Consider the following 24,272-nt stretch of genomic DNA (forward strand, 5'->3'; position numbering starts at 1 on the left):
ATCTGTTTACAGCGCAAGCAGTTAGTAGGATGTCTGCCATGGAACCCGTACCGATCCCGAAGTCGACGGCGCTGCTCTGGGGGCGCGTCCCCGACGCCCCACGTCGCGGGCCGAAACCGACCCTCACCATTCGTGACATCGCCCGCGCAGCCGTCGACATCGCCGATCAGCGCGGCTGGGAAGCGGTGTCGATGAAGGCCATTGCCCAGAGCGTGGGACTGACCGCGATGTCGCTCTACCGCTACGTCGACAGCAAGGACGACATCATCGACATCCTCGTCGACGAGGCCTACGGCGCCGCCGATCCGCAACTGGGTACCACCGGCACCTGGCGGGAGCAGATCACCGAGTGGGCCCGGACCGCCGCGGGCACGCTGCGCCGGCGGCCATGGCTGACCGAGATCCCGATGTCCCGGCCACCGACGGGCCCGAATGTGATGTCCTGGACCGAAGCGGGGGTACGGGCCTTCGACACCACCGGTCTGAGCGGACCGCAGAAGATGAACGCTCTCTTGCTGGTCGACGGATTCGTTCGACAGCACATCCGGCAGTCGGCGCAGATGGGACTCCTACAGGGCGGCACGACAACCGACGCATCGCCCGGCCCGGGCTACGAGGCAACGGTGGCGAGCCTGATCGACCCGGACCGCTTTCCCGCGCTCACCTCCGCGATGAGGTCCATGGTCGACGACGACGGCGACTTCGACCGCGAGCAGTTCGACTTCGGGCTCACGATCATCCTCGACGGACTCGCCGGCATGATCGAGAGCGATTGAGCCCAACGGCCTTTCGCATATCGGAGGTACACGATCGAGCCGGCCGGAGCGGCGGCGGAACGTGCCGTCAGGCCGTCAGGCCGTCAGGCCGTCAGGCCGTCAGACCGTCACCAGCGATACCACCACGCCTCGATGATCAGAGCCCGACACCGTGAACGTGCGGACCGAGGTGGCCACGAATCCGCGGACGATGACCCGGTCGATCGCCACCAGCGGCCGGCCGCCGATCCGGTCGGTAGGGAAGGTGGGCTGCCACCACGCGCCGGCCTGTGAGGTGGCGTCGGCAAAGCCCGCCGTGAGCAGTTGGCGATACTGCGCGTGGTCCCAGGTGGCGTTGAAGTCGCCGGCGACGATCGCCGGGCCGTCGCCGAGCCCCTGGAGCTGCTCTTTCAGCAGGTGCATGTCGTGGACCCAGTCACCGGCGTGCCCCGACATCGGAGCCGGCAGGTGGATCGCGAGCACCTGGGTGCGCGGACCACCGGGCACCGATGTCCGGCCACCCGGGTTGTTCATCACCATGTTCGGCATCCGGCGCTCCTCGTCGAGAGCGCTGCGGCCGAGTAACACGCCACCGGTGGCGGCCGGTCCCGGCAGTGCGTACACGAACGGAAAGCGGTGTCCCAGGGCGCTGTGGCGGACCCGCTCGAGAGCCAGCGGGGTGACCTCCTGCAGCGCGACGAGTTGTGCACCGGCGGCGGCCGCGGCGACGTCGGCGACGTCACCGGACCCGACTCGCAGATTCGCGGTCACCACCGTGAACCGATCACCGGCCTGCGGGGTCTGCGACACCCACAGTGGCCCTTGGGTGAAGCACACGCCCGCGATCACCAGCACCGATACGAAGAATGCGACCCAACGGCGCAGCACCACGAACAGCAGAGCCGCGAGCACACCGGGCAGAATCGCGAACGGTACCCCTGCCGTCGCATAGATCGCCACCGAGCCCCGCGACGCGGTGTAATGCAACCAGATGGCCAGGCCCGTCACCACGATCAACAGCCATGCCAGCGCGAGCGCGAGGAATCTCAGGACGCTGCGCACGTCATTCCCCCACGCATCATTCCCCGAACACCTTGCGCACCACGTTCTTCGCCCGTCGGGTGACGCGCAGGTAGTTCTCGAGGAATTCCGCTGCCTGGTCCTCCGGCCACCCCGCGGCAAAGGCTATCTGCCGCAATTGCTTTCCGGGAGCGGGCAATTGATCGACCGGCTTACCACGAACAAGTACCAGCGCGTTGCGCGCCTTGGTCGCCGTCAGCCACGCCACCTTGAGGATGGCGACCTCGGTCTCGGGCAGCAGCTCCGCCGATCCGATCGCGTCGAGGACTTCCAGGGTCGAGGTGTTGTGCAGTGAGGTGTACTCGTGCGCGTAGCGCAGCTGCATCAGCTGAACGGTCCATTCGACGTCGGCGAGGCCGCCTCGCCCGAGTTTGGTATGCGTTGCCGGGTCTGCGCCGCGCGGCAGCCGTTCGGAATCGACCCGCGCCTTGATGCGGCGGATCTCACGGACCGCCGCCGACGACACCCCGCCGGCCGGATACCGGGAGCGATCGGCCATGTGCAGGAACTCGACGCCCAGCTCCTCGTCACCGGCGACCTGGTGGGCACGCAACAGTGCCTGGACCTCCCAGGGCTGCGCCCACTGCTCGTAGTAGGCCGCATATGCCGCCAGGGTGCGCACGACGGGACCGTTGCGGCCCTCCGGACGCAACCCGGTGTCGACGACCAGCGGTGGGTCCTCACTGGGTGATCCGAGCATCGACCGCACCTTCTCGGCAATCGTCTGCGACCATCGGACCGCGGCGGCCTCGTCGGCACCCGGAAGCGGCTCGCAGACGAACAGCACGTCGGCGTCCGACCCGTAACCCAACTCCAGACCGCCCAGTCGGCCCATGCCGATCACCGCGATCCGCGCCGGGGCCGGCGCGCCACGCTCGGACTCGGAGGCATTGACCGCCACCGTCAACGCGGCATTGAGCACCGCTGCCCACACGTTCGACAACGCACAACACACCTGCGGCACATCCAGCATCCCGAGGATGTCGGCGGACGCGATCCGGGCGAGCTCGGCGCGGCGATGCGACCGGGCGATCGCCACCGCGCGGCGCAGATCGGTCTGCCGGACGGTGGAAGCGATCAGTCCCTTTGCGACGTCCTCCGGTCTGGCCTCGCACAGCTTCGGCCCGCTGGCGCCATCGGAGTACAGATGAATGACCTCCGGCGACCGCATGAGCAGATTCGCGATGAACTCGGAGGTCCCCAGCACCCGCATCAGTCGTTCGGCGACGACCCCGTCGTCGCGCAGCAGCCGCAGGAACCACTCGTTGTCCATCTCCTCGCACAGGCGTCGATAGTTGAGCAGGCCCGCATCGGGATCCGGTGTGTCACCGATGTATTCGAGTAGCTGCGGGAGGATCAGTAGCTGCACCTGACCACGCCGGCCCGGGGCCGACGCCAGTGCCCGGATATGGCTGAGGGCGCGCTCTGGCTGTGCGTAGCCGAGAGCGGCGAGCCGTCGCTCCGCCGAGGTGTCGGTGAGTGTGAGCTCCTCGGTGTTGAAGCGGGTCGCCGCCTCCAACAGGGGTCGGTAGAAGAGCTTCTGATGCAGTTTGCGCACCCGCAAGGCCTGATGTTTGATCTGGCGCCGCAGCACCGCCGTCGCGTCGAGATCGCCCTCGCGCCGGATATGGGCGGCGCGGGCCAGCCAGCGCATACCCTCGTCGTCGTCGAATTCGGGCAACAGATGCGTCCGCGAGAGTCGCTGCAACTGGAGCCGGTGCTCGAGCAGCCGCAGGAATTGATACGACGCGATCAGATTGGCCCCGTCATCGCGGCCGACGTAGCCGCCTGCGATCAGTGCGCTCAGTGCGTCGACGGTGGCGCATACGCGCAACGTCTCGTCGACGCGACCGTGCACCATCTGCAGCAGTTGGACCGCGAACTCGACGTCACGAAGGCTGCCGCTACCGAGTTTCAGATTGCGTTCCCGTTGGTCCTCGGGCACCAGTTCTTCCACCCGCCGCCGCATCGCCTGCACCTCGTGCACGAAGTCCTCGCGCTCGGCAGCCCGCCAGACCATCGGGTTGATGGCGTCGTGGTAGGCCCGCGCGAGTTCCATGTCACCGGTCATCGGGCGCGCCTTGAGCTGGGCCTGGAATTCCCACGTCTTGGCCCACCGGTTGAAGTAGGCGACATGCGACTCGAGCGTGCGGGTCAGCGCACCTGCCTTGCCCTCCGGCCGCAGTGCCGCGTCGACCTCGAAGAAGGCGAGCGTTCCGATGCGCATCATCTCGCCCGCGATCCGCGCGGCGACGCCGTCGGCCGGTTCGCTGACGAACACCACGTCCACATCGCTGACGTAATTGAGTTCGCGCGCACCACATTTGCCCATTGCGATCACACCGACGCGCACCGGCACCGGCTTGTCGCCACAGACCTCACGGAAGGCGACCGCGAGTGCGGCGGTCAGCGCCGCGTCGGCGAGGTCGGCGAGGTAGGCGCCCACCTCGGGCAGCCACATGACCCGCTCGTCCTCGACGGTGGGCGCGACGTCGTGGGCGGCGAGTTGCATGAGCAGATTGCGATAAGCCTGCCGCAACGCGACCACCGCACCCGGTCCCTGCAGACCGGCGCGGAAGATCTTGTTGCCCTTCTCCTGTTCGCCCGGCTCGGCGACGGCGTCGACAGACGCGAGCATGGTCGCGTAGAGCTCGTCGGTGTCTGGCAGGGTGTCGGGCTCGAGCAACCGCCACGTGGTGGGCTCGGCGGCGAGGTGATCGGCAAGCGCATCGGACGAACCGAGCACACCGAAGAGCCGGCCACGAAACCCCTTGTCGGTGCGCAGAAGTGCGTCGACGGCCGACCATTGGTCACCGACGACGCCACGCAGACGCGTCATCGCCCGCAGTGCCAGGTCGGCGTTGGGAGCCCGCGACAGCGCCCAGAGCAGGTCGACCGAATCCTCGGTGTTCCACCCCAGTTCCGCCAGCTCCGCCGACGCCGACGCGTCGAGTAGCCCCAGACGTCCGGAACTGGGGATGCCACCTCGGCCGTAAAGCGATGTCACCCCACGAAAGTAGCGTCACACCCCGACATGTGCCGCGCCGGGCGCCGATCGGGAACCCGGCCGGCGGTCAGAGAGACAGATAGTTGGTGAGCTCGAAGGGCGTCACCAGGCTGCGGTAGTTGGTCCATTCGGTCCACTTGTTCCGCAGGAAGTAATCGAAGACGTGTTCGCCGAGGGCCTCGGCGACCAACTCGGAGCCCTCCATGGCACGCAGCGCCTCGGCCAGGCTGCCGGGCAACTCGGCGTAACCCATGGCCCGCCGTTCGGCCGACGTGAGCGACCAGACGTCGTCCTCGGCCTCGTCGGGCAGCTCGTAGTCATCGGTGATGCCCTTGAGTCCGGCGGCCAGCAGGACCGCGAACGTCAAGTACGGGTTGCACGCGGAATCGGGACTGCGGACCTCGACGCGTCGTGACGACGCCTTGTTGGGGGTGTAGAGCGGTAGCCGGATCAGCGCCGAGCGATTGGCGCCACCCCAGGTGGCCGCGGTCGGCGCCTCCCCACCGTGGATGAGCCGCTTGTAGCTGTTGACCCACTGGTTGGTGACGGCGCTGATCTCGTTGGCGTGATGCAGGATCCCGGCGATGAACTTCTTGCCGGTGTCCGAGAGCTGCATCGGGTCGTCGGGATTGTGGAAGGCGTTGGCCTCACCTTCGAACAGGCTCATGTGCGTGTGCATCGCCGACCCGGGGTGCTCGCTGAACGGCTTGGGCATGAACGTCGCCCAGGTGCCCTCGCCGATGGCAACCTCCTTGACGACATACCGGAAGGTCATCACGTTGTCGGCCATCGACAGCGCGTCGGCGTACCGGAGGTCGATCTCCTGCTGCCCCGGCGCACCTTCGTGATGGGAGAATTCCACCGAGATGCCCATCGATTCCAGCGCCTCGATCGCGTGCCGGCGGAAATTCGGTGCCGCGTCGTGGACGGCCTGATCGAAGTACCCGCCGGAATCGGCCGGTACCGGCACGCTGCCGTCCAGCTTTGCCTCCTTGAGGAGGAAGAACTCGATCTCGGGGTGGACGTAGCAGCTGAACCCGAGGTCGGCTGCCTTGTTCAACTGACGTCGCAATACGTGCCGCGAATCCGCCCAGCTCGGAGTGCCGTCGGGCATCGCGATGTCGCAGAACATCCGGGCGGAGTGATGGCGGCCCCGCGAGGTGGTCCAGGGCAGGATCTGGAAGGTGGACGGATCGGGCTTGGCCACGGTGTCGGCCTCCGAGACGCGGGAGAAGCCCTCGATCGCCGACCCGTCGAAACCGATGCCCTCGGAGAACGCGCCCTCGAGTTCGGCCGGGGCGATCGCCACGGACTTCAGATATCCGAGGACATCGGTGAACCACAGGCGGACGAACCGGATGTCCCGCTCTTCGAGAGTCCGCAAGACGAATTCTTTTTGGCGATCCATGAACGCCGACATTAGGGATGCCCTGTTAAATCTGTGTTACATACACAAGTCGAACTTTGCACCCAGCGACTTTGCGCGCGTGATCTCAGATCGTGGCCACGACCTACCAGATACTGGGATGAGTTTTGCATTGTGACCAATGGCACAGCGTCCGCCGATGTCTCTCGCACCGGCGTCGGTGCGAGAATGGATTGTCCCAACCGCCCGGGTACCTGCCAGCCAGGACTCGAGGAAGAAAAGAGACAATGATGTCTGACACCCCTGTCTACGGTTCGCGCCCCGCCGCCGACGATTCCGATTCTGCCGCACCTCGCCGCGGCGTCACCCGCGTCCATCACCTCGCCCAGATGAAGGCCGAAGGCGAGAAGTGGTCGATGCTCACCGTGTACGACTACTCGACCGCCCGCATATTCGACGAAGCCGGCATCCCCGTGCTGCTCGTCGGCGATTCCGCCGCCAACGTGATGCTCGGCTACGACACCACCGTCCCGGTGACCGTCGACGAACTGATCCCGTTCGCCCGCGCCGTCGTGCGCGGTGCGCCGCATGCGCTCGTCGTCGCCGATCTGCCCTTCGGCAGCTACGAGGCCGGGCCGCAGCAGGCACTCGAGACCGCAGTGCGGTTCTTCAAGGAGACCGGCGCCCACGCGATCAAGCTCGAGGGCGGTGAACGCGTCGCCGATCAGATCGCCACCCTGACCGCCGCCGGCATCCCGGTGATCGCCCACATCGGTTTCACCCCGCAGAGCGTCAACGGACTCGGCGGATTCCGCATCCAGGGCCGCGGCGATGCCGCCGATCAACTCGTCGCCGACGCCATCGCGGTCCAGGAGGCCGGTGCGGTCGCGGTCGTCATGGAGATGGTCCCGGCAGAACTGGCCGGCCAGATCACCCGCAAGCTCACCATCCCCACCGTCGGCATCGGCGCGGGCAACGAGACCGACGCCCAGGTACTCGTGTGGCAGGACATGGCCGGCCTCACCCACGGCAAAACCGCGCGGTTCGTGAAACGCTTCGCCGATATCGGCAGCGAATTGCGCAGCGCGGCAGAGGAATACGCCGACGAAGTGCGTCGGGGCACGTTCCCCGGGCCCGAGCACAGCTACTGATCGGACTTCACGCCTCCACCGATCGGCGGTCGCCACGAATAGTGTTGTGCCATGCGCGACTTCTATCCCGAAATCGATCCGTACGCGTCCGGGCATCTGCCGACCACCGACGGTCAGCAGATCTACTGGGAGACCTCCGGTGATCCCGACGGCAAGCCGGTGGTGTTCGTCCACGGCGGCCCCGGCGGCGGCACCGCACCCGACCAGCGGCGCTTCTTCGACCCACAGCGCTACCGGATCGTGTTGTTCGACCAACGCGGATGCGGCAAGTCCGCGCCACACATCGCCGACGGCGCCGACCTCACGGTCAACACCACCCCGGCACTCATCGCCGACATGGAGGCACTGCGCGAGCACCTGGGCGTCGATCGGTGGCAGGTGTTCGGCGGTTCCTGGGGCTCGACGCTGGGCCTTGCGTATGCTCAGGCCCATCCCGAGCGTGTCACCGAACTCGTGTTGCGCGGAATCTTTCTCCTGCGCCGCAGCGAGATCGATTGGTACTACAACGGTGGCGCCGCGCACCTCTACCCGGACCGCTGGGAGTCCTATCTGGCGCCCATCCCGGAGGCCGAGCGCAGCGGCGATCTCGTCGCCGCCTATCACCGACTGTTGACCGCCGATGATCCGGCGGTCGCGGCGCGGGCCGCGCGCGCATGGGCCGGGTGGGAGCAGGCCACGAGCTACCTCATCCCCAAGCCCGCGGAGGCCGCCGCGGCCAAGGAGGACGCCGGACCGCGGTTCGATCTCGCTTTCGCCTCGATCGAGAACCACTACTTCGTCCACCACGGCTTCCTCGACGACGGGCAACTGCTGCGCGACATCGGCCGGATCGCCGACATCCCCGGCGTCATCGTGCAGGGCCGCTACGACGTGGTGTGTCCCATGCGCAGCGCGTGGGATCTGCACCGGGCGTGGCCGACGGCGTCCCTGCACATCGTCGACGATGCCGGACATGCCTCCTTCGAGCCGGGTATCCGGCATCACCTGATCGAGGCGACCGACGGCTTCGCCGACCGTTGACCCATCGGCGTGCATACACTTCACGCGTACCGACATCCGACAGGAGGACCCGTGGCAACCGAGCAGGTCGAGGTGGAGCTCAAGTTCGACGTCGAAGCCGGTACCGCGGCGCCCGATCTGCGGGTACTGCCCGGAGTGGTCGGTGCGCGCGAACCGGAGACATTCACCCTCGACGCCACGTACTTCGACACCGACAGTCTCGATCTGGCGGGCAATCGGATCACTCTGCGCCGCCGCACCGGCGGGCACGACGCCGGTTGGCATCTCAAGCGTCCCAGCGACATTCCAGGTGCTCGGCGCGAGCTGCAGGTCGGCTTCGACGAGGCGCCGGCCGACGGCGACCTACCCGAGTCGCTGCTCATCCCGGTGCTGGCCATCACCCGGCACCGCAGCCTCATCCCGGTCGCGGTGATCTCCACCTCACGCACCATCACCACGTTGTCCGGCGTCGATGACGAACCGCTTGCCGAATTCGCCGAGGACCTCGTCACCGCGCGCTCACTACTCCCCGGTGGCGGGACACAGCAGTGGGCCGAGTGGGAGTTCGAACTCCTCTCCGGCGGCACCGGGCGACTACTGAAGGCGGCCCACAAGCTGCTGCGCGGCGCCGGTGGCAGCGAACCGTCGAGCGCGTCGAAACTGGCCCGGGCCATCGGGTCGACACCGACGATGACCGAACCGCGACTACCCAAGCGCCCCACCGCATTGGAGCTGGTGGTCACCGACCTCGCGATCCATCGCAACGATCTGGTCGCCTACGACCCCGAGGTGCGCATCGACGCCGACGATGCCGTGCACCAGATGCGGGTGGCCACCCGCAGATTTCGCAGCGTGCTGTCCGGATTTCCGACGGTTCTCGATTCCCACCACACCGCCCGAATCAACGACGAACTGCGCCTGCTCGCCCGAATCCTCGGCGACGCACGCGATTCCGAGGTTCAGTTGGCCATCGACACCGACTTGCTACGCGATGAGCACCCGTCGGAGGCGCTGGTGGCGGCGCTTGCCGGAACCGAGTCGGACACACATGATCGGGCACTGCGCGCCGCGCACACCGCGTTGAATTCCGAACGGTATTTCCGGTTACTCGACGACATCGACACGCTGATCGCCGACCCGCCGCCGGGACCCGACGCCGACGTCTCGGCGGTAGCTGCCGTGGACACTGCGATCAGCAAGAACCGCAAGAAGATCCGGCAGGCCCAAACCGAACTCGCCTCGTACCCCGAGGGTTCGCACGAGTGGGCCGAACAACTGCACGCCATCCGAAAGCGCGCCAAGAAGCTGCGCTACGCCACCGACGCGGGTGAACCCCTCGGGATCAAGCGGTATGGCAAGGTCGCCGGCGTCGCCAAGCAAATCCAGTCCGCGCTCGGCGATTACAACGACACCCGCATCAACCGGTCCCGGCTGGCCGAGCTCGCTGCCGGCACCGACCTGTCCGGGCGCGACATGTTCCTTCTCGGACGACTCGACGCACTGCAGGAGGCAGCAGGCAACCGCGCGGTCGCGGCCTACCGCAACGCGGCAAAAGGTCTGTGATCCAACAAGTTGGCAGCCCTCGCCGCTCCAGTGCGCGACCGCCCCATCGCGGGCGGCCGGCCCGCCGGATTCGGGTGAGGGCGAACGAGTCGGCGTGTAAGCCGGATCCTGTTCCGACCAGAGGTCGGCGGCGACCATCCATCTGGGCACACCGTCACCGGGTACCTCGAGCAGCCCACCCGCGGACTGGGGCGAGCAGCCCTCATGACGTCCGCGCACACGCACCCGAGGGGTTCGTGCTTCGGCCTTGCTCCGGGTGGGGTTTACCTAGCCGACGCGGTCACCCGCATCGCTGGTGCGCTCTTACCGCACCGTTTCACCCTTACCGGTCTGACGACCGGCGGTCTGTTTTCTGTGGCACTGTCCCGCGGGTCACCCCGGGTTGCCGTTGACAACCACCCTGCTCTGTGGAGTCCGGACTTTCCTCGGCGTATGGCGTATCCAGTGACTGGCCGTTCCACGCGCCGCGGCCGCCCGGCCGACTCGTTCGCCGGTCCAGGATAGCCCGCGCCGTAGCGCACCCCGCTGCGCGGTCGGCGGTTCAGCGTAGGTGGGCGGTGTCGTTGACCGAGCGGACCACCGCACCACCGTCGGGAAAGAACTCCGCCACCGATACCGACGCCAGGTCCAGGTGCAACCGAAACAGCAGTTGTGGCCCCACATCGAGTGCATGTTGCAGCAGCGACTTGATCGGGGTGACATGGCTGACGACGACCACGGTCTGGCCCGGATACCGTGCCAGCAGACGGTCATTGGCCGCGATCACCCGCGCCGCGGTCTCGGTGAAGCTCTCCCCGCCGGGTGCGGGCACCGAGTGGTCGGCGAGCCAGCGGGCATGCAGCTGCGGGTCACGGGCCTTGGCCTCGGCAAAGGTCAGTCCCTCCCATGCGCCGAAGTCGTTCTCGATCAGGTCGTCGTCGACCAGGACCTCACCGCCATGGACCGCACCGCCGAGAAGTCCCTCGCCGAGACGGTCGGCGATCACCTGAGCCGTGTGCCGCGCACGCGCGAGCGGCGAACTGACGACCGCGGCAACCGGGCTCTCGAGCAAGGCACGTTCGGCCGCGCCCTCCGCCTGTACCACCCCGAATTCGGTGAGCGGCGGATTCCCGCGCCCGGAGTACCGGCGCTCGACCGAGAGCGCTGTCTGGCCATGACGGACCAGCACCACGCGGGTAGGCGGGGCCATCTGTCCCTGCCACGAGGGCGCCGACGGCGTGGCGGTCGCCCCGGCGTCGCTCACAGCCCGGACTCGTGTGTACGGATGAGGATGGCGCCGCACTCCTCACACCGGATCACCTCATCGTCGTCGGCGGCGGCGATCGCCGCGAGCGTCCCGCGATCGATTTCCATTCGGCACGCGCCGCACCGCTGGGCACGTAGAAGTCCCGCGCCGATCTTGCCCTCGTCACGCTGCCGCTGGTAGATGGGCAGCAGCTGGTCGGGGACCTCGCCGATGATCTCCTCGCGCCGCGCGGTGAGCGCGTCCTGATCGGCGGTCAGCACCGCCACCGCTTCTTCCCGGAGCTCACGCTGCGCCGACAGTTGGCCATCGAGGTGCGCGATGGTCGCCGAAGCGCGGTCCCGCTCGGCACCTAGCGCTTCCTGCCGTTCCATCAGCTCGAGCAGATCGTCCTCGAACGACTGACGGCGCCTGGCCAGGCCGGACACCTCATGCTGCAACTCGGACAACGCTTTCGGCGCCAGACCACCGGCGCTGAGCAGGGTCGAATCCTTCTGCTCGCGCTCGCGCATGCCGGTGATCTCGCCGTCCATGCGGCGGTATTCCCGATCGAGGTCCTCCGCGGCGATCTCCGCGCGCACGAGATCGGCCCGCGCGGACTCGATGCCTGCGGCGGTCTCGGCGATCGCGGCGTCCTCGGGCAGAGTGCGTACTCGGTGGTCGAGCCGCGCCAGCCGGGCGTCGACGTCGGCCAGCTCCAGCAGGAGTCGTTGCCGTCCGGCCTCGACCTTCATCGGGTGTCTCCTCGTGGAATGTGGGGGTATTCGGGTGAACGGTTCACGGTACGCGCAGCGTCATCCGGTCGCGTGGACGGTAAAGGGATCCGTCGGGTCGTCGTGGCAATCCACCGGCGAGCCGGTCGCGCCGGCGATGAGGTCGGCGGCCTGGCGGCACCACGGAAACTCCGTCGCCCAGTGCCCGGCATCGATCAGCACGGGTCCCCCGGCGCGCAACGCCTCGTCGACCGGATGATGACGCAGATCGCCCGTGAGGTAGGCGTCGACGCCGAGTCGGGCGACCGCGGCCAGCAGTGAGTCGCCCGCACCGCCACACACCGCGACCGTCTCGATCCGCCGATCCGCCGGTCCGGTGGCCCGCACGCCCCATGGGGTGCGCAGAACCACCGCGGCCCGCGCGGCGAACTCGCCGACCGTGACCGGTTCGGGTAGCACCCCGACGCGTCCGAGCCCCAGCGCCGAGGGCAGCGCGGCCTGTTCGAGGACGTCGAAGGCCGGCTCCTCGTAGGGATGCGCGCCGCGCAGGGCGGCCAGCACGCGGGTCCGTAGTCCCCGCTCGGCGACCATCTCCACCCTTGCCTCGTCGACGCGGGTCCGTTCACCGATCTGTCCGATCGCCGGACTCGCCCCGTCGATCGCCTCGAACTGCCCGGTGCCGACCACCGACCACGCACAGTCGCGGTAGTCGCCGATGGCACCCGCGCCTGCCGCGAACATCGCCTCACTCACCTGCTCGGCGTTGCCCTCGGGGACCATCACCACCCACTTGTCGACCGGCCGCTGCGGCTGCGGGTCGATGGGGGTGACGTCGCGCAGACCCAGCGTCTCGGCGAGCGCATCCGACACCCCGGGATCGGCCTTGTCGGCGTTGGTGTGGGCGGTGTAGAGCGCGATGCCGCCGCGGATGAGCCGATGCACGATGCGTCCTTTGGGGGTGTCGGCGGCCACCGACTCCACTCCCCGCAGCAGCAGCGGATGATGCGCGACGATCAATCCGTAGCCACCGGCACCCGCGGCTTCGACCACATCATCGGTGACGTCGACGCAGACGAGGATGCGGCGGGCCGGTTCCTGCGGGTCGCCGCACACCAGGCCGACGGCATCCCAGCTCTCGGCCAGCCGGGGCGGATACGCGTCGTCGAGGACCGCGATCACCTCGGCGACGCTCACGTTCTCAGACACGGCCGACTCCTGTCCTGCCAACGGTGATCTCCTCCTGCGCACGTCCGAGCGCCCCGATGAGCCGGTCGACGTGTGCGGCCGGACGCACCGCCAGCCGCAGATGATCGTCGGTCAGCCCGACGAAGTTCGCGCAGCTGCGCACCGCGATCCCATGCGCGCGCAGCCGTTCGCGGATCGCCAGCGCGCCCGGCGTCTCGACGAGCACAAAGGGTGCCGACGCCGGTGCGCACACCGCCGGCCCGATGTCGGCGAGCCGGGACACCAGATACTCACGTTCGGCGGCCACGATATGGGCCTGGTCACGGCAGAAGCGTTCGCCGGCCGGGCCGCAGCACGCAGCCAGTGCTGCGAGCGCGGGCGCCGACAGTGGCCAGGCGCGTCGCCCGGCCTCGAGTCGTGCGATGACCTCCGGTGCCGCCAACAGGTAGCCGGCGCGCAGACCGGCGAGCCCGAAAGTCTTGGTGACACTGCGTAAGACGACGAGATCGGCGGCACGATTGCCGCTGCACGACTCGGGCTCGCGGCGACCGGTCACCGGGTCGAGGGTCAGGTCGGCGAAGGCCTCGTCGACGACGACGATCCGCCCGGGGCGGCGCAACGATTCGATGGTCTGCGCCGGATGCAGCATCGACGTCGGGTTCGTAGGGTTGCCGAGGACGACGAGGTCGGCGTCGTCGGGGACCCGCCCGGCGAGCTCGGACAGCGAGGCGTCGGGAGCACCGACGACCTGGGTGATCCGAATCCCCGCGGCGCGCAGCACCAGTTCGGGCTCGGTGAACGACGGCTGCAGCAGTGCCGCATGTGCGACACCCAGCTTCGGAAGCAACTCGAAGCCATCGGATGCGCCGGCGAGGAGCATCACCTCGGCCGCGGTGCGACCGTGCAGATCCGCGATCACCTCGCCGGCGTGCGCGGTGTCGGCCGATGTCGGGTATCGGGCGAGGTCGTCGAGTGTGGCCTCGATCGCCGCCCGCACGAATGGGGGCGCCGCACCACGCACGTTGACGGCGAAATCGAGCATGCCCGCGGTGCTGTCCCGGTCGCCGTGCCGGTCGAGCGCATGCAGCCCCGATGTCATACCGGATGAGCCTACGTGCACCATGGTTTGGTGATGGCCCGACCAGACCCCGCCGATCCCGACACCGTCCTCCTCGTCGACCTCGACGGGACGATCACCGACAGTTTCACGGGGATAGCCAACAGCTTCCGGCATGCCCTGGCCGCAGTCGGTGCGCCGCCGGCCCCCGACGACGTGATCGCCGGGATCGCCGGACCGCCCATGATCGACACGCTGCGCCAATTGGGCCTCGACGAGGCCACCGCCGCCGCGGCCATGCGCGCCTACCGGGCCCGCTACACCGACGTCGGATGGCTGGAGAACTCGGTGTTCGACGGCATGAACACGGTGCTCGCCGACCTCGATGCCACCGGCCGCACGCTGGCCGTGGCGACATCGAAGAACGAGTCCACCGCACGCGCGATCCTCCAACACTTCGGCCTCGCCGAGCATTTCCGCGTCATCGCCGGGGCCAGCGATGACGGCACCCGCCGACACAAACCCGACGTGATCGCCCATGCGCTGGCACAATTGGGCATATCGCTCGACCCGAGCACACACCGACCCCTTCGCCCGGCGGTGATGATCGGCGACCGGTCCCACGATGTCGAGGGAGCTGCGCGCTTCGCAATCCCGACGATCCTGGTGGGATGGGGTTACGCTCTGCCCGGGGAGCGCGACGCCGCCTCATGGGGTGTCGATTCGATTGCTGATCTGCGCGAGGTGCTCGGTGTCTGATCCACTACACATCTGTTTCGTCTGCACCGGCAACATCTGCCGGTCGCCGATGGCGCAAAACATCTTCGCCAAGGCGCTCTGCGAGGCGGGGCTGGCCGATCGTGTCGAGGTGAGCAGTTCCGGGACGAGCGGCTGGCACGTCGGTGAAGCCGCCGACAACCGCGCACGGACCGAGCTGCTCGCCCACGGCTACTCCGACGCGCACGTCGCCGACCAGCTCGGACCCGACCACATCGACGCGGACCTCTTCGTCGTCGCCGACGCCGGTCACGTCAAAGAACTCGAACGCAAGCGGCTCGGCGACCGCACCCGGCTGCTGCGCAGCTTCGACCCCGACGCGGGCGACGCGCTCGACCTCGCCGACCCGTACTACGGCACTCCCGAGGATTTCACGATCACCCGCCGCCAGATCGAGGCGGCGGTACCGGGCCTGCTCGACTGGGTGCGCCACCATCTCGACGAGCCCGACGCCTGACCAGCCCTCCGACGCACCAGCGATCGTCGTGTCTCGGTAACGTTGTTGTATGCGCACGTTGCGAAACGTCATCCGACCGGGGTGGATCGCCCTGATCATCGTGGTGATCGCATTTGCTGCGGCGTGCTTCATGCTGTTGGCGCCGTGGCAGCTCGGCAAGAACTCGGCGACCTCCGAACGCAATCACCTCATCAAGTCCGCGGTCGCGACGGCACCGGTACCGATCGACAAGGTCGCGCCGCCCGGCTCGGGTTTCGCACCGTCGACAGAGTGGCGTGAGGTGTCGCTGACCGGCACGTTCCTCACCGACAAGCAGGCCCTCGTCCGTCTGCGGTCGGTCGAGGAGCGGCCGGCCATCGAAGTCCTGACGCCCTTCCGGATCGCCGGCAGCGACCGGGTGCTCGCCGTCGACCGTGGCTATGTGCGCCCGGACCAGAGCAACAACGCCCCGGTGATCCCGGCACCGCCGACCGGTGAGACGACCATCAATGCGCGGATCCGCGCCACCGAGGGCACCACCGCCGGGCGCGGCGCCCGTCCCGAGGACGGCGCGCTGACGATGTACACGATCGACCCGACCCAATTGTCGATGGCGACCAGCACTCCGATGGACCCGTTCTACCTGCAGCTCTCCCCCCAGCAACCGGGTTCGCTCGGCGAGATCCCACTGCCCCAGCTCGACTCCGGCCCATATCTGTCCTACGGCCTGCAGTGGCTTGCCTTCGGGATCATGGCACCACTGGGGGCCGGCTATTTTCTCTATTCCGAGATCCGGCAACGCCGGCGTGCGGCCGCCCAGAAGCGAGCCCACGCGGCCGAGGCGGCTGCGTCCGGTGGCGACGTGCCGCCGACGAATGGCGCGGACCTGTCCGGCGCCTCCGGCCGGCCGGCGAATCCCGGTGACGTCTCGTCGGCCATCTCTCGTTCTGAGCGACGTAAGCGGATGCGCGCCGACCTGCGGCAGGCAGCCGCCGGACGTTCCTCGAGAGACGACTCGACCGACGACGTCACGCCGGTGGGCATCGGCGCGGGCCCGGACACCGAACATGTCTCCACGACGGTCCGCGACAAACTCTCCGAACGCTACGGCAGCTGAGCGCCCAACCGTCGCGGCATTCCCGCTCACTCATTTCGTTCCCGCTCAACGATCTCGTCGAGCGGGAATCAAATGGTTGAGCGGGAACTCGAGGCGAATCACCTACATGCGTCGGCTGCGCAGCCACGCGAGCACGACGGAAGCGCCCAGTGCCCCGATCTGTACCCGCCTCGACAACCGCAGGGCGGCACGCAGATCGGTCGTCGCCGGTGGGCGGCCCCGGCCGAGTGCCGGACGGTTCTCGGTGTGGTGTGGATACACGGTGACCCCACCGAGCCGCACGCCGAGCGCGCCGGCGAACGAGGCCTCGACCACGCCGGCGTTCGGACTCGGATGTGCCGACGCGTCGGCGCGCCACGCACGGAGCGCTCCCCGGCGGTCGGGTCCCACGGCCACCACCACGAGTCCGGCGAGGCGTGCGGGCAGCAGATTCAGCGCATCATCGAATCGGGCCGCCGCCCAACCGAATCGGGCATAGCGGGTGGTGCGGTGGCCGATCATCGCGTCCAGAGTGTTGGCGGTTCGGTAGATCAGCAGCCCGGGCACCCCGGCGAGCGCACCCCACACCAGCGGACCGACCGCGGCGTCGGAGGTGTTCTCGGCCACCGATTCCACAGCGGCGCGGCAGATTCCGGCCTCGTCGAGCGCATTCGGGTCGCGTCCGCACAAGCTGGGGACGAGTTCGCGGGCGCCGGATACGTCGTCGGCGTCGAGACGCCGGGCAACCGAGCCACCGACACCGATCAGGGTGGTGCCACCGAGTACCGCCCAGGTGACCGCGGCGGTCACCGCGATACGCCATTCCCTGCGCTCGGCGAGCGGACCGACCGCGAGCATCCCGGCCGCCGCGGCACCGCTCACGCACATCGCGCAGTGAGCGAGACCCGCGGCTCGGCTGTCGGCATAGGTGCGGCGCTCCAGTGCGGCGGCGATGTTCCCGATCCCGGCGACGGGATGCCCTCGGCGCGGGTCGGCGAGGACGCGGTCGAGAAGGTAGCCGAGGACCAGTCCAACCGGCTCCGGACGGAAGGTGCCGGCCCACCCCGACCACGTCGGCCTCCCGGTGCTCGCATGCCGGACAGTCACCCGCCCACCCATCAGAACCCCGAGCTGATGACGGCGTGCTCGTCGCCACGAACCCGCAGCGCCTCCTCGTCGGCAAGGGGCTGCAGGTGATGGCGTGACCCGTACTCGCGGCGTACCGAGTCGATCAATTCCCGCGGGTAGGGCGGCAATTGGCCGTCGGCGTGTGGCAGGACGACGGTGTCGATCAGCTCCAGTCCGCGCGGATCGACCGGGCCGGGCGCCTCGGCCGGATCGTCCATCCGGGCCACCGGGGCAATCGACGGGCCGACGACCACCGCCCCGGCACTGCACCCGATGTAGGGCAACGAGTGGCGCACCCGGTCCGCGAGCACATCCCCGGCGCCGTCGCGGCGCAGTGCCCACAGCAGCGCAAAGGTGTTGCCGCCGGCGACGTAGAGGGCATCGACCCGATCGAGGTCCGCGGCGAACTCGTCGCGGTCCTGCCGGGCTGCCGACACGTCGACGATCGCACAGCCTGCGGCATCGAGCCGGTCGCGCTCGGCCCGCTCGCCGGGCTGCCCCGCATAGGGGATCCGCGCGTCGCCGAGATAGCCGATCGTCAACTGCCGCATCGCCTTTCCGGTCGTTTCCGCCACGAATGCGGGGACCGCACCGAAGCCCAGGGACAGCAGCAGCAAATCCATCCTGGCCACGCTACCCGTGATCGCCGCCGGCCCGACCGGAGGACCGATAGACTCCTGCGGTGATGGCACGCCACCGCCCCGCGCCGGTCGCGGGAACCTATCCGATCGACACCGGCACGGCCGAGCTGGCGCCCGATACCACCTCGGGCGGATGGCTGCTGCAGATCAACGGCACGCACAGTTCGCATATCGATGACGACCCCCGCGTGCTGGACTTCGAATACCTGCGGCAGATGGCCGCGGTCATCGAGGACCACCATCCGACCGAGGACCGCCTGTCGGTCCTGCATCTGGGCGGCGCCGCGTGCGCGCTGCCCCGCTACCTCGCCGCGACGTACCCGGCGTCGCGGCATGTCGCCGTCGAGATCGACGCCGAACTCGCGCGTCTGGTCCGCGAGTGGTTCGACCTGCCCCGCGCGCCGCGTCTGCGCATCCGTGTGGGCGACGCGCGCGCGGTTCTCGAGTCGTTGCATCCGGGCTCGCGCGACGTGGTCGTGCGCGACGCCTTCGAATCCAACCGCACACCAACACATCTGACGACCGTGGAGTTCGTGCGCGCGGTGGCCGACGTCCTCGTTCCCGGCGGTCTGTATCTCGCCAACTGCGGCGACGGGCGCGACCTCGGGCTGGTGCGCACCGACGCCGACGCCGTCGCGCAGGTCTTCGCCCACGTGCTGCTCATCGCCGACCCGGCCATGTTGAAGGGGCGTCGCACCGGCAACGTGGTGATCGTGGGCAGCGATCGTCGGTTGGAACCGTCGGCGGCGCTGGTCCGTCGACTGCTCAGCGACCCGTTGCCGGCGCGCACGATCGCTGGTGACGAGGCGCGTGCGTTCGGGCGGGGGCGGGCGCGACACGACCCGCCGGCACCCGGCACCGATCAGATCAGGTAGTCGATCCGGGCCAGGATCGCCTGTGCGAGTTCGTCGTCCCCGCGGATTGTCACCGCGGACGGGTCTGCGGTCCGCCGGCCTCCGGCCAGCCGCACGAGATCGACAGCGTGGAGCTCGAGGACGACGTCCGCAGCGGCGTCGCCGCCGTCGAAGGAATCGACGAGTCCGGCCCGCTCGGCCACCGCGATCCGCACCGTACGCGGCGCGGCCCCGGTGACCTCGAAGATCACCGCGCTGCCCATCGGCACCTGCGCGCGCTTGCCGACGACGTAGGGCAACGAGGCGGTGATCTCATCGAGCACCCAGGCGACCGGTTCGGCGGACGGCGTACCACCGATGCCTCCGTCGCGCAGATCCACCTCGTGAATCCAGCAGTCGAACAACCGGATTCGCATGAACCTGCCGTAGGTGTCCGGACCGGCCGGGGTCTGGGCGTCGACGTCGAAATCGGCTTGTGACATCCGTTGCAGCGCGGCGCTGCGCGTCGCGACGATCTCGTCGAAGGCGTCGAGCACGTTGCTGGCGGGGCGTCCACGGAAGTGCTCGACCCACTTCTCGTTGAGTTCGCCGATCGGATTGCGCACGTGTGCCCGGTCGGCGATGTCGGCCGGGGCGTCGACGTCGCGGCCCTCGAGCATGGACTCGGTCCCGATGATGTGGGCGATGATGTCGGCGTTGGTCCAGCCCGGCAGGATCGACGCCGCAGTCGACCGGTCACCGAGTTCGGTCGCGAGGGTCCGTAAAGCGCCCCACTCATCGATCAGGACCGGAATCAGTGCGGACGGGTCGATCGACGTGGCGGGCATGGCATCTCCGATTTCTGAACGCGGGCGCTTCTTGCGGTCCGGGTAGGGCCGGGGCCGCGGGTCCGACGCTACCGCGTGGTGCACCGCCGGATGGATCATCTCGGGATCTGGCGACGATGGGCGCGAGACGATGCCGGACAGCGGCATTCGCGGAGGTCCGGCGGCGACCATGCCCTATCCTTGCACCCGTGCGCGTAGCGAATCGGTGGTCGTGGGGTGGCGTCGTTGCTGTGCTGGGTATCTTGGCGACCTGTCTCCTCGGGCCCGGAACGCCCGCCCGTGGCGCCCCATCACCCTCGCCGTCACCGGCTGCGGCCTGCGCCCCTCGCGCCGGCATGCCGGCGAACACGAGCCACACGACCCGGGTCGACGGCGTCGACCGGACTTACCGCGTCCACCTGCCGGCCGGCTACACCGGACGCTCCCCCATGCCGTTGATCCTCGCGTATCCCGGCCACACCGAGTCGCCGGTGAGTTTCGAGCGCTACACCGGCTTGTCGGGTCTGCCCGCGGTCGTGGCCTATCCCGACGGTCTGCTCGGCACCGACGGGGAGCTGTCCTGGCAGGGCGCCCCGTACTCGTCGCCCAAGGCCGACGACATCGCGTTCACCTCGGCGATCCTGCGTGAGGTGCGGGCCACCACGTGTGTGGACCGCAACCGGACCTTCGCCGTCGGGCGCTCCAACGGCGGCGGACTTGTGTCGATGCTGGCGTGCCGGCTGCCCGGCCAGTTCGCCGCCTACGCCATCGTCAACGGGGCGTTCTACGACCAGAGTCGCCCGTACTGCCCGTCGTCGAAAGCGCCGGCCTCGATCATCGACTTCCATGGCACCGCAGATCCCGTCATCCACTACAACGGTGGCACCCGACTCGGCGGACGTTACGGACCGCTCTTCGACGTCGTCGCGTCATGGGCGCGCCGCGACGGCTGTGTGACCACGCCACTGCAGGTGCCGATCAATACGGTTGTGACGCAGTTCGATTGGCCGTTGTGCAGTGCGCTGGGCAGCGAGGTCGCGCATTACCGCATCGCCGGCGGCGGGCACGTCTGGCCCGGTTCGACGACGCACGGCCAGCCGGGGGTCAGCGACACCGTGTCGGCGACACCACTGATCTGGCAGTTCTTCAGTCGGCATCCCCTCACCCTCTGAGTGCCGCAATCGGCCAACGCGGACACCAATGGTCCGCGATCTACGGCACGATGAGCTCATGCTCGAAACGTCGGCGCGCCTCCTGCAACTCCTGTCGCTGTTGCAGATGCGACGCGAGTGGTCCGGCCAGGAGTTGGCCGACCGGCTCGAGATCACCACCCGCACGGTGCGACGCGACGTCGACAAGTTGCGTGCACTCGGCTACCCGGTCGGCGCCAGCGTCGGTGTAGGCGGCGGATACCGACTCGGCGCCGGCGCCGAGATGCCGCCGCTGCTTCTCGACGACCAAGAAGTCCTCGCGGTGGCGCTCGGGCTGGATGCGGTGACGACCGGCCCGGTATCGGACATGGCCGAGGCGTCGGCCGGTGCGTTGAGCAAGTTGCGGCAGGTGATGCCCTCGCGGCTGCGACACCGCCTCGACTCGCTGTCGCTGGAGGCCGTGCCGCGCACGCGCGGTCAGGCGTCGGTCTCGGCAGCGGTTCTCACCGACATCGCCGCCACCTGCCATCGCCATGAGCGGCTGCGGTTCGAGTATCGGCGCGGTGACGGCACCGAGTCGCGCCGCGAGGCCGAACCGTACCGGCTGGTCCGCAACGGTATGCGCTGGTATCTCGTCGCCTTCGATCTCGGCCGCGACGACTGGCGCTCGTTCCGCGTGGACCGGATGGTGCCCAAGACGCCCACCGGCCCCCGGTTCGCGCCGCGCGACCTGCCCGCAGGCGGGGCGTCGCGATTCCTCGAACGCAGTATCGGCGAGGTGTATCGACAGGCCTCGGCACGAGTGCGCGTCCATGCCCCGCTCGAGGTGATCGCACCCATGGTGTCCGATGCGTGGGGCACGATCGAGTCCGGCGACGAGTCGAGTTGCGAACTGACGATGTACTCGACGTCGCTGACCTCGATCGCCCGGTGGCTCCACGCCTTCGACGCCGACTTTTCTGTCCTGTCCCCCGATGAGCTGCGCGGCGAACTGACCGCGGTGGCCGACCATCACGAGCATCTCGCCGCCCGGTATCGCCGCGCCTGCGGCCCGTGACCTGACGTCGCCGCCGCCGCCGCCGACACGCTGACATGTGCACACACCGGAGCACGTCCCGCTCGGTTTGGGCGATCACACCGTGAGCCGCTACATTCGTGTGTTGGTGCGGGCAGTTGCCCGCCCAGCGCGCGTATAGCTCAGCGGTAGAGCTCTGGTCTTACACACCAGCGGTCAGGGGTTCGAATCCCTTTGCGCGCACCAGGTAGATCGCGCAGTGCTGCCGTGAACGGTGCTGGGTCGCGGGCCGGCGGCCCGTATGAAGTTCTCAAGGAACAGTTGCGGTCCCGGCGGGCCGGGTGCAAGGGTCAGAAAGTCATTGTGGGTGAGCCTGTTTCAGGCAAGCACGGTCATGCAGCCGGTCTCAGGCAGCGCTGTCGAGTCGTAGGGTGCGTCGGTTGTAGGCCGGTAGTGGCCGCCGGCGCGGGTCGACCGTGGCCGGCGGGATGAGCCACGGATGTCGATCGAACCCCATGACCACGTCCCACCCTCTGTCGTGGACGTCGTGGTGGCAGCTGGTGCACAGTAGGCAGCCGTTGTCCAGGTCGGTGGTCCCACCGTCAACCCACGTCACAAGGTGGTGCGCCTGCGTTCGCGATGCCGGCGCACCGCATTTGACGCAGCACTTATCCCTGAGCAGCAATGCTTTTCGTTGCGACGGCGTGAACAGCCGCTTCTCACGCCCGACGTTCAACGGCACCTGCTCGCCGTCGACGATGACGACGGTGACCCCGGCATCACAACCCAACGTCTTCGCCGTCGCGGGTGTCACCGATCCCATGAACTCGAGTGCGGACAATTTCGGGGTGTCGGCAGGAATCGTCAACAGGACGCCGCCGGTCGGTTTGCACGACACCGTCTCATCGGCGAGACCCTTCTCGGCAAGCTCGAGGATCGTCTCGAGAGCATCCGCGCGTTTCCGTTCCGCCGACCGCGGGTCGTGCGAGCCGTCGGGCTGGGGTTTCGGCGCGGATAGCGATTCGACCAGGCTGTGCAGCTTCTCCCCGGCGACCGCATCGAGGTTGGCGCACACATCCAAACGGCCGTCGTCGGTTCTGTGGTAGCCGAGTTCGTTGATCGTCTTGTCTTCGGCAGCAGGCTTGCCGTCGTCGGTGTCGGCGGCGAGTTCGTTGGCGATGGTGCGGGCGTGATCGGCGATCTGGGCCGGCGTCATGCCCGCCGAAGACCACGACATCAGTGACATCAACTGCGCCGACCGCAGGTCGGCGTCGGCAGGCGCAGCGGATCGGGATTCGATGTGCGACAGCCCCCGCACGATCGCGTCGGCATGCTCGGACGAGATCGAACCGTCGGCGGCGTGGCGTAGCAGTGGGTCGATGTCGGTGGCGGTGCCGATCCGTACGAACCGCGCGGCGACGGCGGGCGCGCACCCCATCACGACGAGTAGTTCCCGCAACCGGCGGCCCTTGCCGTCGGCGACACCGAGGCGGTCGAGGTCACCGGCGAACGTGGCTGCGTGATGGTCGGCGAGATTGCGGATCAGCAGGATCTGTTGCAGCGCGGCGTGTGCCTGCGGCCCGGTCATGTCCGGGCTGGTGCGGAGTTCGGTGAGCTGGTCGACAACGCCGGCCAAAACTGCTGCAGTATCCGTGCTTTCGATGGTGACGTCGGCGATCATGGTGCCCCCCCTTGGCGATCGATGCGATGTCTCCATCCTACACGCATGCGCCGACAATGACATCCAGATAGGCGGCATCTGTGTATCGAATATGGTTTGTGGACAACGTCTTTCGCTTCCCCTGCGACTGCGAATTTCTGTCGGTGGCATGTGGTAGCGCAGGGGCCCCGCATAGCCAAAACGATACGAAGAACGCGGCGGCCGACAAAAGAAATCGCATCACCATGCAGGGTTCGTGAATAATGGTTCAGTCCGCGTGTCAGCCGATGACGAACCATCTGCATATAGGTTCCTGGTCGGGTGCCAGATCACACAGAACGGGAGTTAGCCGGTATCGGGAACTGGTTGCGAACCGGCGCCGCACGGATGTGGGCAACTCCCACCGACGATCAGCGCCGGCGCATTGCCGTGTTGCTCGTCGACGCCCCCATCGACAGCCGTCGTGTCGCCGTGGTCGCCTTCCATGCCGGAATCGGCTGACCGCCGAACGCTCCCCGCTTGGTGCGACCATCTCACCACACACTTCTGCCCGACCCACAGACATGTGGGTCGGGCAGAAGCGTAGGTG

The 24,272-nt window shown here is 68.3% G+C and carries 22 protein-coding genes, 1 tRNA gene and 1 other RNA gene; 12 read left to right on the forward strand and 12 right to left on the reverse strand.

The genetic code is table 11. The features are described 5' to 3' along the window. Window positions 1-38 precede the first annotated feature (38 nt). A complete protein-coding gene (locus ACPXB3_RS06845) occupies window positions 39-776 on the forward strand; it encodes a TetR/AcrR family transcriptional regulator (protein WP_425727151.1) in 738 nt (245 codons plus the stop codon). Between the two features lie 99 nt (window positions 777-875). On the opposite strand, the gene ACPXB3_RS06850 is transcribed toward ACPXB3_RS06845, so the two are convergent. From ACPXB3_RS06850 to glnA, 3 genes are all read right to left on the reverse strand, one after another. Beyond that, window positions 876-1,817, reverse strand: a complete 942-nt coding sequence (locus tag ACPXB3_RS06850; protein ID WP_425727153.1) for an endonuclease/exonuclease/phosphatase family protein — start codon at window positions 1,815-1,817, stop codon at window positions 876-878. Between the two features lie 16 nt (window positions 1,818-1,833). Further along, complete coding sequence (locus tag ACPXB3_RS06855; protein ID WP_425727155.1) at window positions 1,834-4,842, reverse strand: bifunctional [glutamine synthetase] adenylyltransferase/[glutamine synthetase]-adenylyl-L-tyrosine phosphorylase; 3,009 nt, start codon at window positions 4,840-4,842, stop codon at window positions 1,834-1,836. Between the two features lie 67 nt (window positions 4,843-4,909). Next, complete coding sequence (glnA, locus tag ACPXB3_RS06860) at window positions 4,910-6,250, reverse strand: type I glutamate--ammonia ligase (protein ID WP_425727157.1); 1,341 nt, start codon at window positions 6,248-6,250, stop codon at window positions 4,910-4,912. A gap of 248 nt (window positions 6,251-6,498) precedes the next feature. Here glnA and panB point away from each other — a divergent pair, with 248 nt between their 5' ends. Genes panB through ACPXB3_RS06875 form a run of 3 tightly spaced genes read left to right on the forward strand, consistent with a single transcriptional unit; the run spans window position 6,499 to window position 9,921 of the window. Beyond that, entirely contained in the window at window positions 6,499-7,359 is an 861-nt protein-coding gene (gene panB / locus ACPXB3_RS06865) for a 3-methyl-2-oxobutanoate hydroxymethyltransferase (protein WP_425705797.1), read from the forward strand. A 51-nt stretch (window positions 7,360-7,410) separates the two neighbouring features. Next, window positions 7,411-8,379 carry a prolyl aminopeptidase gene (pip, locus tag ACPXB3_RS06870; RefSeq protein WP_425727159.1) on the forward strand — a complete coding sequence of 323 codons (969 nt, stop codon included), beginning with the start codon at window positions 7,411-7,413 and terminating at the stop codon, window positions 8,377-8,379. Window positions 8,380-8,430: 51 nt separating this feature from the next. Continuing rightward, complete coding sequence (locus tag ACPXB3_RS06875) at window positions 8,431-9,921, forward strand: CHAD domain-containing protein (RefSeq protein WP_425705795.1); 1,491 nt, start codon at window positions 8,431-8,433, stop codon at window positions 9,919-9,921. Between the two features lie 81 nt (window positions 9,922-10,002). Here ACPXB3_RS06875 and rnpB read toward each other — a convergent pair. From rnpB to cobC, 5 genes are all read right to left on the reverse strand, one after another. Beyond that, window positions 10,003-10,407, reverse strand: an RNA gene (gene rnpB, locus ACPXB3_RS06880) — RNase P RNA component class A. 55 nt (window positions 10,408-10,462) lie between these two features. Next, window positions 10,463-11,110, reverse strand: coding sequence for a histidine phosphatase family protein (locus ACPXB3_RS06885; protein ID WP_425727276.1), 648 nt, complete (start codon window positions 11,108-11,110; stop codon window positions 10,463-10,465). Window positions 11,111-11,160: 50 nt separating this feature from the next. Beyond that, window positions 11,161-11,898 (reverse strand): zinc ribbon domain-containing protein, encoded by a 738-nt coding sequence (locus ACPXB3_RS06890; RefSeq protein WP_425727160.1) that lies wholly within the window; start codon window positions 11,896-11,898, stop codon window positions 11,161-11,163. Window positions 11,899-11,958: 60 nt separating this feature from the next. Further along, complete coding sequence (locus ACPXB3_RS06895; protein ID WP_425727162.1) at window positions 11,959-13,083, reverse strand: Nif3-like dinuclear metal center hexameric protein; 1,125 nt, start codon at window positions 13,081-13,083, stop codon at window positions 11,959-11,961. After that, window positions 13,076-14,161: an Rv2231c family pyridoxal phosphate-dependent protein CobC gene (gene cobC / locus ACPXB3_RS06900; protein ID WP_425727163.1), complete on the reverse strand. Its 1,086-nt coding sequence runs from the start codon at window positions 14,159-14,161 to the stop codon at window positions 13,076-13,078. The genes ACPXB3_RS06895 and cobC overlap by 8 nt, the downstream gene beginning before the upstream one ends. Window positions 14,162-14,194: 33 nt before the next feature. Between cobC and ACPXB3_RS06905 the strand changes: the two genes are divergently transcribed. From ACPXB3_RS06905 to ACPXB3_RS06915, 3 genes are read left to right on the forward strand one after another with little or no spacing between them, the layout of a single operon-like run. Then, the gene (locus ACPXB3_RS06905) at window positions 14,195-14,878 is read left to right on the forward strand and encodes an HAD hydrolase-like protein (protein WP_425705791.1); all 684 of its coding nucleotides are present in this window, start codon (window positions 14,195-14,197) and stop codon (window positions 14,876-14,878) included. After that, window positions 14,871-15,353, forward strand: a complete 483-nt coding sequence (locus tag ACPXB3_RS06910) for a low molecular weight protein-tyrosine-phosphatase (protein WP_425705790.1) — start codon at window positions 14,871-14,873, stop codon at window positions 15,351-15,353. The genes ACPXB3_RS06905 and ACPXB3_RS06910 overlap by 8 nt, the downstream gene beginning before the upstream one ends. 49 nt (window positions 15,354-15,402) lie before the next feature. Further along, window positions 15,403-16,449 (forward strand): SURF1 family protein, encoded by a 1,047-nt coding sequence (locus ACPXB3_RS06915; protein WP_425727165.1) that lies wholly within the window; start codon window positions 15,403-15,405, stop codon window positions 16,447-16,449. A gap of 102 nt (window positions 16,450-16,551) precedes the next feature. Here the strand turns inward: ACPXB3_RS06915 and ACPXB3_RS06920 are convergent, their stop codons facing one another. Both ACPXB3_RS06920 and ACPXB3_RS06925 read right to left on the reverse strand, forming a co-directional pair. Next, window positions 16,552-17,457 carry a cobalamin biosynthesis protein gene (locus ACPXB3_RS06920; protein WP_425727277.1) on the reverse strand — a complete coding sequence of 302 codons (906 nt, stop codon included), beginning with the start codon at window positions 17,455-17,457 and terminating at the stop codon, window positions 16,552-16,554. Between the two features lie 89 nt (window positions 17,458-17,546). After that, window positions 17,547-18,179: a Type 1 glutamine amidotransferase-like domain-containing protein gene (locus tag ACPXB3_RS06925; protein WP_425705787.1), complete on the reverse strand. Its 633-nt coding sequence runs from the start codon at window positions 18,177-18,179 to the stop codon at window positions 17,547-17,549. Between the two features lie 62 nt (window positions 18,180-18,241). On the opposite strand from ACPXB3_RS06925, the gene ACPXB3_RS06930 reads away from it, so the two are divergent. Beyond that, entirely contained in the window at window positions 18,242-19,072 is an 831-nt protein-coding gene (locus ACPXB3_RS06930; RefSeq protein ID WP_425727166.1) for a spermidine synthase, read from the forward strand. Here ACPXB3_RS06930 and ACPXB3_RS06935 read toward each other — a convergent pair. Next, window positions 19,060-19,878 (reverse strand): maleylpyruvate isomerase family mycothiol-dependent enzyme, encoded by an 819-nt coding sequence (locus ACPXB3_RS06935; protein WP_425727168.1) that lies wholly within the window; start codon window positions 19,876-19,878, stop codon window positions 19,060-19,062. The genes ACPXB3_RS06930 and ACPXB3_RS06935 overlap by 13 nt on opposite strands. Window positions 19,879-20,213: 335 nt before the next feature. Here ACPXB3_RS06935 and ACPXB3_RS06940 point away from each other — a divergent pair, with 335 nt between their 5' ends. The 3 genes from ACPXB3_RS06940 to ACPXB3_RS06950 all read left to right on the forward strand — a co-directional run bounded on the left by ACPXB3_RS06940 (window position 20,214) and on the right by ACPXB3_RS06950 (window position 22,269). Continuing rightward, window positions 20,214-21,029 carry an alpha/beta hydrolase family esterase gene (locus tag ACPXB3_RS06940; RefSeq protein ID WP_425727170.1) on the forward strand — a complete coding sequence of 272 codons (816 nt, stop codon included), beginning with the start codon at window positions 20,214-20,216 and terminating at the stop codon, window positions 21,027-21,029. A gap of 58 nt (window positions 21,030-21,087) precedes the next feature. Further along, a complete protein-coding gene (locus ACPXB3_RS06945; protein ID WP_425727172.1) occupies window positions 21,088-22,065 on the forward strand; it encodes a helix-turn-helix transcriptional regulator in 978 nt (325 codons plus the stop codon). Between the two features lie 129 nt (window positions 22,066-22,194). After that, a tRNA-Val gene (locus tag ACPXB3_RS06950) sits at window positions 22,195-22,269 on the forward strand. A gap of 160 nt (window positions 22,270-22,429) precedes the next feature. Here the strand turns inward: ACPXB3_RS06950 and ACPXB3_RS06955 are convergent. Then, window positions 22,430-23,704: a DUF222 domain-containing protein gene (locus ACPXB3_RS06955; protein WP_425727174.1), complete on the reverse strand. Its 1,275-nt coding sequence runs from the start codon at window positions 23,702-23,704 to the stop codon at window positions 22,430-22,432. 300 nt (window positions 23,705-24,004) lie between these two features. Between ACPXB3_RS06955 and ACPXB3_RS06960 the strand changes: the two genes are divergently transcribed. Then, window positions 24,005-24,184 (forward strand): hypothetical protein, encoded by a 180-nt coding sequence (locus ACPXB3_RS06960; protein WP_425727176.1) that lies wholly within the window; start codon window positions 24,005-24,007, stop codon window positions 24,182-24,184. Window positions 24,185-24,272: the final 88 nt, after the last annotated feature.

This window comes from Gordonia sp. DT219, from assembly GCF_049847065.1.
GTDB lineage: Bacteria > Actinomycetota > Actinomycetes > Mycobacteriales > Mycobacteriaceae > Gordonia.

Excerpts from the sequence above, each read along its gene's own strand:
- ACPXB3_RS06845 (WP_425727151.1), top strand. The coding sequence starts at position 39 with ATGGAACCCGTACCGATCCCGAAGTCGACGGCGCTGCTCTGGGGGCGC.
- ACPXB3_RS06955 (WP_425727174.1), bottom strand. The coding sequence starts at position 23,704 with ATGATCGCCGACGTCACCATCGAAAGCACGGATACTGCAGCAGTTTTG.
- ACPXB3_RS06945 (WP_425727172.1), top strand. The coding sequence starts at position 21,088 with ATGCTCGAAACGTCGGCGCGCCTCCTGCAACTCCTGTCGCTGTTGCAG.
- cobC (WP_425727163.1), bottom strand. The coding sequence starts at position 14,161 with ATGACATCGGGGCTGCATGCGCTCGACCGGCACGGCGACCGGGACAGC.
- ACPXB3_RS06925 (WP_425705787.1), bottom strand. The coding sequence starts at position 18,179 with ATGGATTTGCTGCTGCTGTCCCTGGGCTTCGGTGCGGTCCCCGCATTC.
- ACPXB3_RS06935 (WP_425727168.1), bottom strand. The coding sequence starts at position 19,878 with ATGCCCGCCACGTCGATCGACCCGTCCGCACTGATTCCGGTCCTGATC.
- pip (WP_425727159.1), top strand. The coding sequence starts at position 7,411 with ATGCGCGACTTCTATCCCGAAATCGATCCGTACGCGTCCGGGCATCTG.
- ACPXB3_RS06940 (WP_425727170.1), top strand. The coding sequence starts at position 20,214 with ATGCCGGCGAACACGAGCCACACGACCCGGGTCGACGGCGTCGACCGG.
- ACPXB3_RS06915 (WP_425727165.1), top strand. The coding sequence starts at position 15,403 with ATGCGCACGTTGCGAAACGTCATCCGACCGGGGTGGATCGCCCTGATC.
- glnA (WP_425727157.1), bottom strand. The coding sequence starts at position 6,250 with ATGGATCGCCAAAAAGAATTCGTCTTGCGGACTCTCGAAGAGCGGGAC.
- ACPXB3_RS06930 (WP_425727166.1), top strand. The coding sequence starts at position 18,242 with ATGGCACGCCACCGCCCCGCGCCGGTCGCGGGAACCTATCCGATCGAC.
- ACPXB3_RS06885 (WP_425727276.1), bottom strand. The coding sequence starts at position 11,110 with ATGGCCCCGCCTACCCGCGTGGTGCTGGTCCGTCATGGCCAGACAGCG.
- ACPXB3_RS06905 (WP_425705791.1), top strand. The coding sequence starts at position 14,195 with ATGGCCCGACCAGACCCCGCCGATCCCGACACCGTCCTCCTCGTCGAC.
- ACPXB3_RS06890 (WP_425727160.1), bottom strand. The coding sequence starts at position 11,898 with ATGAAGGTCGAGGCCGGACGGCAACGACTCCTGCTGGAGCTGGCCGAC.
- panB (WP_425705797.1), top strand. The coding sequence starts at position 6,499 with ATGTCTGACACCCCTGTCTACGGTTCGCGCCCCGCCGCCGACGATTCC.